Below are 14,011 nucleotides of genomic sequence, written 5' to 3'. Positions count from 1 at the left end.
TTTCAGAGCCGGATTATACAATAAAAATGGGGCTAAGCTTGCGTTAAAATTTAGCCCCTCCATTATACGTCAATGTCGTTTGATGCTATGAAAGCAATTTGCGGGTTTGGTGCAGCATAAAGTTTTTAAAGTCATCTAAGTAAGTAAAAATCACGGGTACAACAACTAAGGTCAGCAGTGTAGACGTAATCACACCACCAATAACAGCATGTGCCATAGGTGCACTTTGCTCACCGCCTTCACCTAGTCCAAGTGCGAGGGGTACCATCCCCATTACCATGGCACTAGTGGTCATTAAAATAGGGCGTAGTCTGGTTTTACCTGCGGCAATAATAGCGTCATAACGTGACTCACCTTGATCCATGGCTTTCTTTATAAAATCAATCAGTAGAATCGCATTTTTGGTCACCAGTCCCATCAGCATAATAATGCCAATAATAGAAAATAGGTTCATGGTGGAATTAAAAATAAACAGCGCCAAGAACACACCAATCAGCGACAACGGCAAAGAAGCCATAATTGCTGCGGGGTGAATAAAGCTGTTAAATTGCGAGCCTAAAACAATATAAATAAATACGATGGAGAGTGTAATTGCTGTGAGTGCATAACCCGCAGATTCGGCCATATCGGCATTGGAACCTTGGGTGTCAAAACTATAGCCCGCAGGGAGCTTAAAATTATCCTGAATTTTTTGTATGTCGGCACCAATGTCACCTGCAGGACGTCCTGCGGTGTTTGCTTCGACCAAAACTTCACGGGCTAAATCACGGCGGTTGATTTGTGCTGCACCTAAACTTTCCTCAAACTTTGCCACACTCGTTAAAGGCACTAAAACATTTTGTCCATTGGCATCGGTTTTTTGTGAAGTTAAATACATATTTTGCACATCGCTCGGCAAGCTACGACGGTTTTCCGTAACGCGAACATTAACATCGTAGGTTTCGCCATGTTCATCTTGCCATGTAGTGACATCATCCCCTGCAATGAGTGGGCGGATAATATTGGCAATTTGATTCACCGATAGCCCCAAATCGCTAGCAAGGACGCGATTTATATGAACACCTAATGTAGGTTTAGGGGCTTTTAGCGAGCTTTCTAAATCGACAATACCATCCACCTGAGCAATTTCTTTCATAAAGTGGTCAGAAATTTTTTGTAACTCTGCTAAATTAGGGCCTTTAATGGACACCATCACAGGTTTTTGTCCTCCCGAAACTGTTTCATCGGCAGATGCGACAGAGGTGATGGTGATACCTGCAATGCTTTGTAGACGTTGGCGGAATTCGTTATTGAGTTCTGTCAATGTTTGTTCACGTTCATTACGTGGGCTGACAGTTACACGTAAATTAACATGATTTTTCCCGCGATCTGTCACGCTGTTAATGGCTGCGTAAGTTGCACGAACTTCAGGGTGTTGACGAATGATTTGATCTACTTGTTTTAATTTTGCTTGTGAATATTCAAGTGAGGCATCCACAGGTGTTTCAAATTTAATCCGAATTTCACCTTTGTCGGGTACAGGTACAAATTCTGTACCAATAAGTTTAGATAATCCGAGTGCGGCAAATAATGAAGCTACGGCAATCAATAAGGTAATAACGCGAAATCGTAGCGCTAATTTTAAAAGTTTTTCATAATGATGACTTAAATTGTCGAGTTTGTTGGAAATCCAGTTTAAGAAACGTTTTACCCGTCCAGGTTGTTTATTGGGATTGGGTTTTTCTGCCCAATGTGCAGACAGCATTGGGTCTAGGGTAAAACTGACAAACATGGAAATCAGTACTGCAGTACTGACGGTTACACCAAATTGATAGAAAAAACGTCCGATAATCCCGCCCATAAATGCTACAGGTAAAAATACCGCAATAATGGTTAGCGTGGTGGCTAAAACCGCCAAGCCAATTTCTTTAGTGCCATCCAAAGCAGCAGTGACATGGTCTTTGCCCATAGCGGCATGACGCACGATATTTTCACGAACCACAATTGCATCATCAATCAATAAGCCAATACTGAGCGAGAGCGCCAGTAAGGTCATCATGTTGATGGTAAAGCCAAATGACCAAATAAAGGTGAGTGTACCGAGTAGGGCGATGGGCAGGGTCAATCCTGTAATGGCGGTAGAACGGAATGAACCGAGAAACAATAGTACAATCAGGACGGCTAGAATCGCACCCTCAATAATGGTGCGTGCTACATCACGGATACTGCCACGAATCCCTTTAGAAGAATCCGCCACGACTTTTGCAGTCATGCCTGCAGGCAGTTGGGTTTGAATACGTTCCAAGGTTTTGTAGGTGTTATCTACCACTTCAATGATATTAGAGTCTGAGCTACGCAAGATATCGACAGCAACCGCAGTTTGCCCATTTAGAAACGCACTAGTTTCCAGCTCTGCCTGACTGTCTTGAATTGTAGCCACTTGTTTTAAAAAGATTGGCGCACCATTTTTATTGGCAATAATTAAATCGCCAAAAGCCAGAGGGTGAATGACTTTGGATTGAATTTCGACCACCAATTCACTATTGGCTTGTTTGAGTGTACCGCCTGGCACTTCAATATTTTCAGCTTTGAGGGTATTGATCACCTGATCCACACCTAAGCCCAAACTCATTAATTTTTGTGGATCGACCTCAATTCGAATTTGTCGCTGTGCATCCCCCAATAAATTGACAGTTCCGACGCCAGACACAGTGCGCAGTTGTGGCACAACCTGTTGATCTAAATAGGAACTTAAATCCCGCAAGGACATTTGTGAGGATTCAAAGACAATCGACAGAACCGCATTAGCAGTGGGGTCGTAGCGCTCCACCACAGGGTCTTGAATTTCATCTCGAAAGCCTGCACTGACAGACGAAATTTTATCGCGTACATCTTGTGCTGCCACTGCCGAAGGAACATCTAAATTAAATTCGGCTATAATGGTAGATAACCCTTCACTGGATTGTGAAACCAGTTGTTTGAGTCCAGAAATGGTGTTGATCTGATCTTCCATTTTCTTGGTGATTTCAGATTCAACTGTTTCAGGTGATGCACCCGGATAACTGGTATAAACCACTACAAACGGAAAATCGACGTCAGGAAATTCTTCCACGCCCATACGTTGCCATGAAGCCAAGCCAAGCACCATTAGACAAAACATCATCATGATGGTAAAAACGGGATACTTGACGCTAACTCGGGTAAACCACATAACAACGATCCTGATTTTTTATTTATTGGACATCTGCACTACTGCATTGAGATGAAATTCAATTTATTGAGGGTTATTTTGAATGATCACCTGCTGCTGAATTTGATCGGGGTTGAACACCACTCGACTGACTAGATCACTGCTCTGTAAGCCTTGAATCACAGCAGTATTGTCACTATAGCGCTGTTCTAAAACTGTGATATCCACGCGGGCAATTTTTTGATCTCGAATCACCCAAACATAAGGTTTGTTTTGGATATCGTGAATGGTATTGAGTGGGATGATTTGCCCTGAAATAGTGCTTTTCGCTAAAATATGACCATCCACAAATGCCCCAATACTTAAAGAAGGAAGACGCTCAAGCGGGGTCGCAAAAAACTCAATTTGACGACTGGCTAAATCTGCTACAGGGGAAACGCGACTAATTTGTGCATTAAATATGTTTGCTTGGCCTTGAAGTTGATATTCAATTTTTTGACCAATTTTGAGTGCGGCTTGTAATTCGCTTGGTAATTTTGCTTGAATTTCTAATTGCTTCGGATCGACGATTTCAAATAAGGTTTGTCCTGCAGCCACAGTTTGCCCAGGCTCAACTTGACGTTCTGTAATGATGCCATGAATAGGGCTGGTAATTGTGCCATCTTGATCGGCTTTTAAAGCGATATCAACATTGGCTTGTTGCGCGCGTACACTTTCCATTTGTGCACGGTAATCTAGCTGACTTTGCTCATATTCCACTTGCGAAATAAAACCCTGATCGAGCAAACGCTTTTTTCGTTGCATCATGTTGCGAGCTTGGTTGGCTTGTGCTTGCGTTGCAGCTAAATTGGCGCGAGCTTGAGCCAAACGTGCAGCATTATCCTGATTATTCAAGCGTAGCAAGGTTTGACCACGTTGTACGCTATCGCCCACTTTGACATAGACTGAAGTTGCTGTGGCAGTCACCTGTGCTTGAATACTGCTTTGATTGACTGCACGTACTGTGCCTGTAAAGGCAGTTTTACTAATGGCACTGCCTTGTTGGGGTGTCACTAAATCTTGTTGAATTAATTCTATTTTTTCTGGTGTGGGAGCAACATTTTCTGTTTCATTTTTTTGGCAGGCAGAAAGAAATACACATAACCCAAGTGTACTGATCCGAAGAAGTGGCAAAGGTTGTTGATTAAAAATGAATGAGATACGCTGTGCAATGTGCATGCATATTTGTCCTTATTTTAATGTCAAAATGACAACGCAAAAAAAGCCAGCCCTATTCTAGGGCTTTGAGGCGTTGAATAATTCTGTCGTATTCTGCTTGGGTATTTCGATAGCTTGTTTGTAAAGATTGAATCATGTCTTTTTTTAATTCAATATTTTTTAAGTTATTGTCTAAATTGGTTTTCAGTTGTGGTGGTACAGGCTTAACTTTACGTAAATACTCCATTTCCTGACGTTTAAAACTAATACGGTCAGTTTGGAGTTGCTTGAGTTGTTCTTGTTGAAAGCTAATTTGCTTTTTAATGTGCGCTAAAGTGTTATTTCTCTTAATGGTGGCAGTTTGACTGTTGGTATAGGCTTTTTTTAGACGCTGGTCCGACTCACTCTGACGTGCTTGAGCAGCACGTTGTGGTGCTTTTTTAATATCGGTTTCAGTATTATAGGGACGAGCACGCTGAATCACTTGCATGTTCCGATCCAAAGCCTCATAGCCATAGCGGATATGATTGGGGGTCACATTGCTGCTAATATTGGCTACGCCTTTTTGATCATAATAACGATACCATACTGCTTTATTTTGAGTTTCAGCCATCAATTGAGCAGAGGGAAACAGAAGCAACGCTAGCATCGCCATTTTGAACGACTTTTTGTTTTGTTTTAATTTGACAGCGAGTAATTGTGCAAAATAAGTGCTCACGTTGTCCCCCAAATGAAAGTTGACTAAATTACTTAAATTAAACGTAATATATAGTGTTATATTAGATCAAAATTAGAAATTAAAAAAACACAACCGATAAAAAAATATCGATGGTCACCAGAAAGTGTGAGTGATTTGGTGATAATGGTGTAAAAGTGTAGCTTCGAGCTAAATATGTTCATTGAAACTACAAGTAAAGATATGTTAAAAATACGATCAATGTGAAAAAATTTCTACTCAGTTGCTTGTACAAACAAAATGGGAAGGGTCATTGAATGGACGATAAATTCCAAAATCTAAAAGTCATGGTGATTGATGATTCAAAAACCATTCGCCGTACAGCCGAAACGCTCTTACAACGAGAAGGTTGCGAAGTGGTTACCGCAGTAGATGGATTTGAAGCTTTATCCAAAATTGCAGAATCAAATCCTGATATTGTGTTCGTAGATATTATGATGCCGCGCCTAGATGGTTACCAAACGTGTGCCTTAATTAAAAACTCGCAAAATTACCAAAACATTCCTGTGATTATGCTATCTAGTAAAGATGGTTTATTTGATCAAGCCAAAGGACGTGTTGTGGGTTCTGATGAGTATCTGACTAAACCATTTAGTAAAGATGAATTATTAAACGCCATTCGTAACCACGTGACAGCATAATTATTAGTTAGTTAGATAGATTTATTGGGGAAAATAATGGCTCGTATTCTTATTGTAGATGATTCACCTACAGAAACATTCCGCTTTAGAGAAATCTTGACCAAGCGTGGGTTTGATGTCATTGAAGCAACGAATGGGGCAGATGGCGTGACCATGGCCCAAGCTGAATTACCAGATTTAATATTAATGGATGTAGTTATGCCAGGCGTGAACGGCTTTCAGGCAACACGTCAAATTTCGCGTGGTGATACTACTAAACATATTCCAATTGTAATTGTGAGTACCAAAGATCAGGCCACCGATCGTGTTTGGGGAAAACGCCAAGGTGCAAGCGATTACTTAACTAAGCCTGTTGACGAAAAACAATTAATTGATGTGATTAATCAACACCTTAATGCAGGATAAGTTATGGCTGCAAATGGTTTTATTGAATTACTTCGGCTATCTAAACGTGGAAACAAAAACTACGTAAGTACCGAAAATGAGGTAAACCGCTGGTCTGGTATTGCTTTTGAAATGATGGGGCAATATTTCGTTGCTCCATTAGGAGAAGTTTCTGAGGTGATTTATCCACCGAAATACACGCCAGTACCTAATACCCAGCCTTGGGTAGTGGGTCTAGCGAATATTCGAGGAAGATTACTTTCAGTTTCAGATTTGGCACATTATGTTTCTGGGCAAAGTAGCCAATATTCACCTACTCAAAAGGTAATGTGTATTAGTCATAATGACCATTATGTCGGTTTAGTTGTAGATCAAGTTTTGGGTATACAGCACTTTAATAAGAAAAGTTTCTTTTCTAAACACAATGATTTAGATAGTAATTTACAAGAATATTGTCAGGGGTATTTTCACCAACATAACCAACAATGGCATGTTTTCTTATTGAGTCGTTTATTGCAAAACCCAAAATACATGAACGCATCTATAAAATTTATAAATTAACTGTCGCGCACCTAAAAATGAAGGCGTCAATCGGGGAGAAGCTGCATGGGCTTTAAACTTAAAAAGAAAAATTCAGGCGAAGAAACCGTCCGTAAAGCAAGTGGTCCAGGTTTTTTTGCAAAACTACAGGCGCGAACAGAAGAGTTTGCGAGTGTATTTGGCGAAACAGAAAAATCTAAGCCACTTATTTTAGGTGCAGCTTTTTGTATCCTCTTATCGCTTTTCCTGTTGCTATACCTTTTTTATAGTGTGCCGCGTAATAACGACTTTACCCGTAGTTTGGGTGAATTACGTCTGTTATCACAAACCATTTCACGTCAAGCAACTGAAGCCACGGCATCAGGTACACCTGAATCGATTAAAAACTTAACAGATTCACAAAAAGCCTTTGCTGCTAATTTAGAAACAGTGAAAGACATTCATGCAAATACAGATACCTTGCGCGAAGTAGAAACACAGTGGAAATCAATTTCTGAAAATATTGATTTGATTGCTTCACAACAAAAAATTATTAACCAGCTTTATGACACGAGCATTGCAATTGGTGAAACCATTCCAGGTATTCAGGCGGAATATAATTTGATGGTTGACCAAATGGCACGTCAAGACATGCCAAGTAGCCAAGTGGTTATTGCCAAGAACCAAGTGTTCATTGCAGAGCGTATTTTACGTTCAATCAGTTCTGTATTGACAGGTACAGACAGTTCTCGTGAATCTGCAGATGACTTTAGTGCCGATACCGAAACGTTTGGTGCTTACTTAGCAGCGCAGTTAAATGGTAGTGCAGAACTGGGCGTACAGCGTATTACTCAAGAAGATTTACGTAGTTCATTAGAAGGCATTCAAGCAGAATATGAAGAAGTATTGAAATCTGCAGCTGCAACGGTTTTAAAGAACTCATCACAAATTGTAAAAGTACGTCAGGCATCATCTTCTATTTTTGACCAGTCAGATAAACTTTTAAACAATTTAAATAAGTTGTCTGGCAGTTCAGGTTGGTCGATTGCGATTCCTGCAATTGGATTGATTGCAGCATTACTTGCATTCTTGTTCTGTGTATTCAAGTTACTTAGTTTACGTGGTGAAGCCGATAAAGCTCGCGTGGTTCGTCTACAAGATGAATATGACCGTAACCAAAACGCGATTTTACGTTTACTTGATGAGATTGCTGACCTTGCGGATGGTGACCTACGTTCTTATGCAACAGTATCGGAAGACTTCACCGGTGCTATTGCCGACTCGATTAACTTTGCGATTGACCAATTACGTGATCTGGTATCTCGTATTCACGAAACATCACACGAAGTTGCACAATATACGGCAACCACACAGAACATTACCAACCAGTTAGCAGAAGCATCTGAGCATCAGGCGCAAGAAATTGCAGGTGCATCAGCCGCTATTAACGAAATGGCCATGTCAATTGACCAAGTATCTGCCAACGCCGAAGAATCAGCAGCGGTAGCAGAACGATCAGTACATATTGCATCGAATGGTGCAGATGTTGTAAACCGTTCAATCGAAGGTATGGATATTATTCGTGAGCAGATTCAAGAAACCTCAAAGCGTATTAAGCGTTTGGGTGAATCTTCACAAGAGATTGGTAACATTGTTGCCTTAATTAATGATATTGCTGACCAAACTAACATTTTGGCATTAAACGCAGCAATTCAGGCATCTATGGCGGGTGAAGCTGGTCGAGGTTTCGCAGTCGTAGCCGACGAGGTACAGCGTCTAGCGGAACGTTCAGCATCTGCAACTAAGCAGATTGAGACACTGGTAAAAACCATTCAGACCGATACCAACGAAGCCGTAATTTCGATGGAACAAACCACATCTGAAGTTGTACGTGGTGCGAACTTATCTAAGGATGCGGGTGTTGCACTGGATGAAATTCAAACGGTATCGAGCAACCTTGCGAAATTGATTTCTAACATTTCGGATGCTGCAAAACTTCAGTCGGCTTCTGCTGGTCACATTGCAACCACGATGAACGTTGTACAGGAAATTACCTCACAAACGACCAGTGCAACTTTTGATACTGCACGTTCGGTATCTGAGTTAGCCAACATGGCAGAATCATTACGTGAATCTGTAACTGACTTTAAACTACCTGAATAAGCGGGATTCCAGCTTGGGGAAAGGTGTACCTATACACAGTTATGGGTACACCATCATTCAGAGATAAAGCATCGCAAAGATGAACTTAACTTTTGGGTTAGGGGCATTCAGGATGGTTACAATTAAGTTGAAGTACCTTTTGGTGCTGAAAACGTAAGAAGCCTTAGCTATGAAAGAAATATTAAAAAATTTAGTCGAAACAATGACGCTTCTTGAAGATAGTTATCTTGAGCAAGATGCAGAAATTCTTGAAATTTTTGTCGAAGAAATTGAAGAAATCTTCGAAGAATTAAATCCATTATTTACAACTTGGTTTGCCAACCCAACAGATCAAGAAACTTTAGTGACTATTCGTCGTCACTTTCACACTTTAAAAGGCTCGGGTCGCATGGTGGGTGCGAAGTCTGCGGGCGAATTGGCATGGACGGTTGAAGATACTTTAAACCGTGTGCTTTCGGGTACGGTAACACTCAATACTGATATTCAAAAATACGCAAAAACTGTTTTCAATCTTTATCAATACAAGCTTTATCCAATTTTTAAACAAGTCGGTTTAATTGATCTTGATTTACGCCCATTGGTGCTTTTAGGACAACAATTACAGCAAAACCAAACTCCTGAACCTGCACTGGAAGAGTTGCTAGTTCTAGCGGATCAACTGACTGCAACTGATATGCCGACAGGACTAGAGTTGGCGGATGCTGCAGTTGAAACAGCAGTTGAATCATCTGAAGATGTAATGACAGCTGAAGAAATGTCTCAGACAGAAGTTGCACAAGAAGCGGCTGCTGATGCGAGCCTATTGGCTGAAACTCTGGCTATTTTTGTGGAAGAAGCTGAAGAGCATTTAGCGACCATTGATCAGTTCTTGGCGCAAGATCAGATTCACTCACAAGACTATAATGGCTTAATCCGTGCTTTACATACACTGCGCGGCAGTTCGTCTATGGCGCAAATTGATCAAGTTTTTCAAGCCAGTTCTAAAGTTGAAAACTTGTTTAAAACATTTGTGCAAGATGAAATTGAATCCACCTCTAAAGAAACTGCGCTGTTGGTGCAATACGCAGAATTTGTCCGTGATTATCTGCATGTACTTCGCCAAGGTTACTGTGATGGTTTAGATGTTATCTATGCAACTTTTAGTAAAGCATGGGATAGCTACGGCTTTAGCACCAGCGATACAGAAGACTCTAATCCTCAAGGTTTGGTATCGAGACTCATCGAACTGAATATTGATCGTTTACTTGATGCTGAATTTGAATTTGATAAATTGGCGCAAGCGCAATTCCCAAGCTATTTAGAAGAACTCAGCGCACAAGCGCAATTATTGGTAGAGCATACTGATAACCGTGCATCAGTGGGTATCCATCAATTTACTGAAGAACTTAAAGCAGCTTACGACAGTGTTTTAGCTAAGCCAATTTTGCTTAACTCTGAATATGGTTATGAGTTATTTGCACAGGCGCACCAAGAGTTTATTCATTTATTTGATACCTTGGCTGCGGGACAGCGTGTTACGGTTACTGAAGATATTCAGAAAACCTTAAATGACTTAACTGCATTCGTGCAGCAAGACATTGATGCAATTGCACTTGAAGATGCAGAAACATCGGTGAGCGACAATGCTGTAGAAAGAGCAGTTGTTGCAGAACCTGATGTGGCGTCTGCTGTAGTTGCTAGCGAAAGTTCGGGCACGGTGAATTTAGCGCAATTGTCACAACGTATTGCATCAGATCAACAAAACATGCATGCCGATGATGCCAATAAAGACTTCGATCCTGAATTGCTGGATATCTTTTTGGAAGAAGCTGAAGAGCTTTTGGTGGGTATGGATGAAGACGTCAATACTTGGTCAAAAGACGCCAGCGACACTTCGGCTTTAAACAACTTAATGCGTTATTTGCACACTTTGAAAGGTGGCGCAAATATGATTTCTGCGACGCATATTGGTTTAATTGCACACAACCTCGAGTCGATTTACGAGCGTATCATTAACAACCAAATTGTTGTATCACCTGCGTTAATTCAAATTATCCGTTTGGTGCAAGATGATATTGCAGACCGTATTCAGACCATTCGCGATGAGCGTGTGGACTATGCTGCGACACAGTCAATTGCTATTTTAGGCAACATTGTCAGCTTGGCACAAGGCGATGCAGATGTGTCAGTCACAAGTGCTGTAACTACAGCGCAGCCTGAACAGGTGATCGAAGCAGAAGAGGTTGATGCACAGCCTGAGTTGGCAGCAAAAGCCTTGCAAGACACGACTGCAGATTTAGCTGAAGATGATATCGCTATTGCTGATGAGGCAAGTCTGGAAGATGCTGTTACTGCGTCATTTGAACCGGTAACACAAACTGCAAGTCATGAAGCAAATGCTGAATCTGAAGATGAGCAATTACATTCAATTGTGGTTGAAACTTTCCGAGAAGAAGCGGAAGAAATTTTGGATGCTGCAGATCAGCGCTTGAAACAATGGTTTGAGCAGCGTAGTGACCGTAGTGTCTTGCTTCAATTACAACGTGCGGCGCACAGCTTAAAAGGCGGTGCACGTATGGCTGAAATTGAATCTGTTGCGCAAATTGCCTATCAACTTGAAAGTGCCTTTGAACAGTTTGCAGTGCATCAATTTAACTCAAATGTTTATGATGCCTTGCTGCAAACCACATTAGCATGGTTGCGTGATGCAATTTTCAAAGCAGATTACACTGATTATGACAGTTTAAAATCTAGCTTATCGGCGATGCAGTTTGTAGATGTATCTGCACAATTGCCTGAGCGGTTAACGCATAACGACTTGTTATCACCAAGCCGTAGTTATGAGTTTGTTCAGGGTGATGGTACAGAACCACCTGCAATGTCAGGTGAGTGGGGCGAAACCACAAAACTAGATAACAGCAATGAGATGATTCGTATCTCGGCCGATTTAGTCGAGAAGATGATTGACTTGTCAGGCGAGAACTCGATTAACCGTTCACGTATTGAAATGGAGCTAGGGCAACTGGGCGGTACGTTGAATGAGATGGAATTGGCGATTAAACGACTTGCCGATCAGTTACGTCGAATGGAAGGCGAGCTAGAATCGCAAATTATTGCCAAACATGGTTCTGAAAACTCACGTTATGCAGACTTTGACCCATTAGAGATGGACCAATATTCATCGTTGAATCAGTTGTCTAAATCTCTGGCAGAATCTGCATCGGACTTGGTGGACTTTAAGAGCACATTGGCTGACAAAATCCGTGATGCCGAAGGTTTGTTATTACAACAATCACGTATTCAGGCCGAAATTCAAGAAAGCTTGATGCGTACACGCCTTGTACCATTCTCGCGTTTATTGCCACGCTTACAACGTATTGTGCGTCAGACTTCATCGACCTTGAACCGTCCGACAGAATTGGTGGTTAATAACACTGAAGGTGAATTAGACCGTACTATTCTAGAACGTTTGGTGACACCTTTTGAACACATGCTGCGTAATGCGGTAGACCATGGTATTGAAGACCCTGTGCAACGTGCTGCTGCTAATAAATCTGAGGTTGGTAAAATTGAACTGAACATCACCCGCCAAGGTACAGATGTTGTGGTGACTTTTGTGGATGATGGTAAGGGTATTGATGATGCCAAGATTAAAGAAAAAGCATTGAGCTTAGGTTTAATCAAAGCTGATCAGAATTTAGATAAAAATGAAATTCTGCAATACATTTTCCACCCAGGTTTTACGACAGCAAAATCGGTTACACAAATTTCAGGTCGTGGTGTGGGCTTAGATGTGGTACAAAGTGAAATTAAGGCACTTGGTGGTCACGTATCAGTAGATTCAACATTGGGTCAAGGTACAACCTTCAGTATTCGCGTACCAACCACGGTTGCGGTATCTGATGCCTTAATGGTAAAAGTTGGTGATCAACAATTTGCTGTACCGTTAGCGCAAATTGACCGTATTGTACGTATAGCACCAACGACCTTGGAATCTTACTTCAACAGCAATGAAGATTTCTTCCAAATTGATAACCAGAACTATAAGTTACGTTACTTATCTGAGTTCGTTGGTAATCAGCCATTGCCGCGTTTAAGCCATGTGGGTCATTCACTACCAGTTCTGTTAATTAAAGGCAGTACAGGTCAAAGTATTGCCTTACTAGTTGATCAGTTGATTGGTTCGCGTGGTCAAATTGTTGTGAAGCCAATTGGACAACAGTTCTCAAGCATTGGTGCAATTGCAGGCGCAACCATTTTGGGTGATGGTCAAGTTTGTTTGATTTTGGATGGTCAGAATATAGCCCGTCAAATTCTTGCAACGCACCGAACTAAACAAGCCAGCGATCAACGTGATATCCAACGTCGTGATACACGCCGCTTAATTATGATTGTGGATGACTCAGTCACCGTACGTAAAGTAACTTCACGTCTGCTTGAGCGTCAAGGTTATGACATCGTGACCGCCAAAGATGGTATCGATGCCATGGAGCAGCTTGAAAACGTCAAACCTGACTTGATGTTGCTGGATATTGAAATGCCACGTATGGATGGTTTTGAGGTAACTAACCTCGTACGCCACCACGATATGCATAACAATCTGCCAATCATCATGATTACGTCCCGTACAGGTGAAAAACACCGTGAGCGCGCGTTTAGCTTAGGTGTGACACACTACATGGGTAAACCGTTCCAAGAGGTAGAATTACTTGCCAATATTGAACAACTATTAGCAGTCAGTCAGGGGTAAACGATGAGTCAGACGAATGGTCCCAATTTACTTGGGCAAATTAGTCAACAAGAGTTGCACCATTTAATCACCGTTTCTACGGGTTTTATTGATGCTTATATTGTTGAATGTCATGGTAAACACCCGATGCTGATACCTCAAAATATTGTGTTATCCGCACTAGATAATGCCACTCAAGTAAAGACTGTAGAATGGCACGAATCGCAATTGCCTGTTTATGCAGTCAATGACCCAGAGAAAAAAATGGGCGTGGCACTGGTTATTGAAGGCGATGAAATGGAGCAGCGTTTTGCTTTGATGTGCAATGAAATGCCTAAAACACTGCGCTTGCGTATTTCTGAAGTGGTAGATGATGACCAACAAAACACGACTGATCCTGCGGTATTCCAATATGTCCGTATGGGTGAGCAGGTCTTTCATGTACCAAATTTGCAATACATTCAAGAAAAATTAACGGCTTAACCGCAATTTTC

At 41.4% G+C, this 14,011-nt stretch carries 9 protein-coding genes; 6 read left to right on the top strand and 3 right to left on the bottom strand.

Annotation, left to right across the window (positions count from 1 at the left end):
- Positions 1–85 precede the first annotated feature (85 nt).
- From BJN41_RS01800 to BJN41_RS01790, 3 genes are all read right to left on the bottom strand, one after another.
- A complete protein-coding gene (locus BJN41_RS01800) occupies positions 86–3,190 on the bottom strand; it encodes an efflux RND transporter permease subunit (RefSeq protein WP_070152601.1) in 3,105 nt (1,034 codons plus the stop codon).
- A 63-nt stretch (positions 3,191–3,253) separates the two neighbouring features.
- Positions 3,254–4,387 (bottom strand): efflux RND transporter periplasmic adaptor subunit, encoded by a 1,134-nt coding sequence (locus BJN41_RS01795; RefSeq protein ID WP_019837499.1) that lies wholly within the window; start codon positions 4,385–4,387, stop codon positions 3,254–3,256.
- A 52-nt stretch (positions 4,388–4,439) separates the two neighbouring features.
- Positions 4,440–5,021: a hypothetical protein gene (locus BJN41_RS01790; RefSeq protein WP_171066656.1), complete on the bottom strand. Its 582-nt coding sequence runs from the start codon at positions 5,019–5,021 to the stop codon at positions 4,440–4,442.
- A 338-nt stretch (positions 5,022–5,359) separates the two neighbouring features.
- On the opposite strand from BJN41_RS01790, the gene pilG reads away from it, so the two are divergent.
- The 6 genes from pilG (at position 5,360) to BJN41_RS01760 (ending at position 14,000) form a co-directional block, all read left to right on the top strand.
- On the top strand, positions 5,360–5,743 hold the full coding sequence (gene pilG, locus BJN41_RS01785; RefSeq protein ID WP_004975524.1) for a twitching motility response regulator PilG: 384 nt from the start codon (positions 5,360–5,362) through the stop codon (positions 5,741–5,743).
- A gap of 36 nt (positions 5,744–5,779) precedes the next feature.
- Complete coding sequence (locus BJN41_RS01780; RefSeq protein WP_019837497.1) at positions 5,780–6,148, top strand: response regulator; 369 nt, start codon at positions 5,780–5,782, stop codon at positions 6,146–6,148.
- Between the two features lie 3 nt (positions 6,149–6,151).
- Positions 6,152–6,688 carry a chemotaxis protein CheW gene (locus tag BJN41_RS01775; protein WP_019837496.1) on the top strand — a complete coding sequence of 179 codons (537 nt, stop codon included), beginning with the start codon at positions 6,152–6,154 and terminating at the stop codon, positions 6,686–6,688.
- Positions 6,689–6,733: 45 nt separating this feature from the next.
- Positions 6,734–8,809, top strand: coding sequence for a methyl-accepting chemotaxis protein (locus BJN41_RS01770; protein WP_019837495.1), 2,076 nt, complete (start codon positions 6,734–6,736; stop codon positions 8,807–8,809).
- Positions 8,810–8,978: 169 nt separating this feature from the next.
- Positions 8,979–13,538: an Hpt domain-containing protein gene (locus BJN41_RS01765; protein ID WP_070152597.1), complete on the top strand. Its 4,560-nt coding sequence runs from the start codon at positions 8,979–8,981 to the stop codon at positions 13,536–13,538.
- Between the two features lie 3 nt (positions 13,539–13,541).
- Positions 13,542–14,000: a hypothetical protein gene (locus BJN41_RS01760; protein ID WP_019837493.1), complete on the top strand. Its 459-nt coding sequence runs from the start codon at positions 13,542–13,544 to the stop codon at positions 13,998–14,000.
- The last annotated feature ends 11 nt before the right edge of the window (positions 14,001–14,011 follow it).

The sequence above is a fragment of the Acinetobacter towneri genome (assembly GCF_001758345.1).
Classification (GTDB): Bacteria; Pseudomonadota; Gammaproteobacteria; order Pseudomonadales; family Moraxellaceae; genus Acinetobacter; species Acinetobacter towneri_A.
The sequence above is the reverse complement of the archived record's forward strand: the minus strand, read 5'-3'. Positions and strand labels throughout refer to the sequence as shown.

Bases quoted from the DNA above. Each gene is read 5' to 3' on its own strand.
- pilG (WP_004975524.1), top strand. From the start codon at position 5,360: ATGGACGATAAATTCCAAAATCTAAAAGTCATGGTGATTGATGATTCA.
- BJN41_RS01775 (WP_019837496.1), top strand. From the start codon at position 6,152: ATGGCTGCAAATGGTTTTATTGAATTACTTCGGCTATCTAAACGTGGA.
- BJN41_RS01770 (WP_019837495.1), top strand. From the start codon at position 6,734: ATGGGCTTTAAACTTAAAAAGAAAAATTCAGGCGAAGAAACCGTCCGT.
- BJN41_RS01780 (WP_019837497.1), top strand. From the start codon at position 5,780: ATGGCTCGTATTCTTATTGTAGATGATTCACCTACAGAAACATTCCGC.
- BJN41_RS01765 (WP_070152597.1), top strand. From the start codon at position 8,979: ATGAAAGAAATATTAAAAAATTTAGTCGAAACAATGACGCTTCTTGAA.
- BJN41_RS01760 (WP_019837493.1), top strand. From the start codon at position 13,542: ATGAGTCAGACGAATGGTCCCAATTTACTTGGGCAAATTAGTCAACAA.
- BJN41_RS01795 (WP_019837499.1), bottom strand. From the start codon at position 4,387: ATGCACATTGCACAGCGTATCTCATTCATTTTTAATCAACAACCTTTG.
- BJN41_RS01790 (WP_171066656.1), bottom strand. From the start codon at position 5,021: ATGGCGATGCTAGCGTTGCTTCTGTTTCCCTCTGCTCAATTGATGGCT.
- BJN41_RS01800 (WP_070152601.1), bottom strand. From the start codon at position 3,190: ATGTGGTTTACCCGAGTTAGCGTCAAGTATCCCGTTTTTACCATCATG.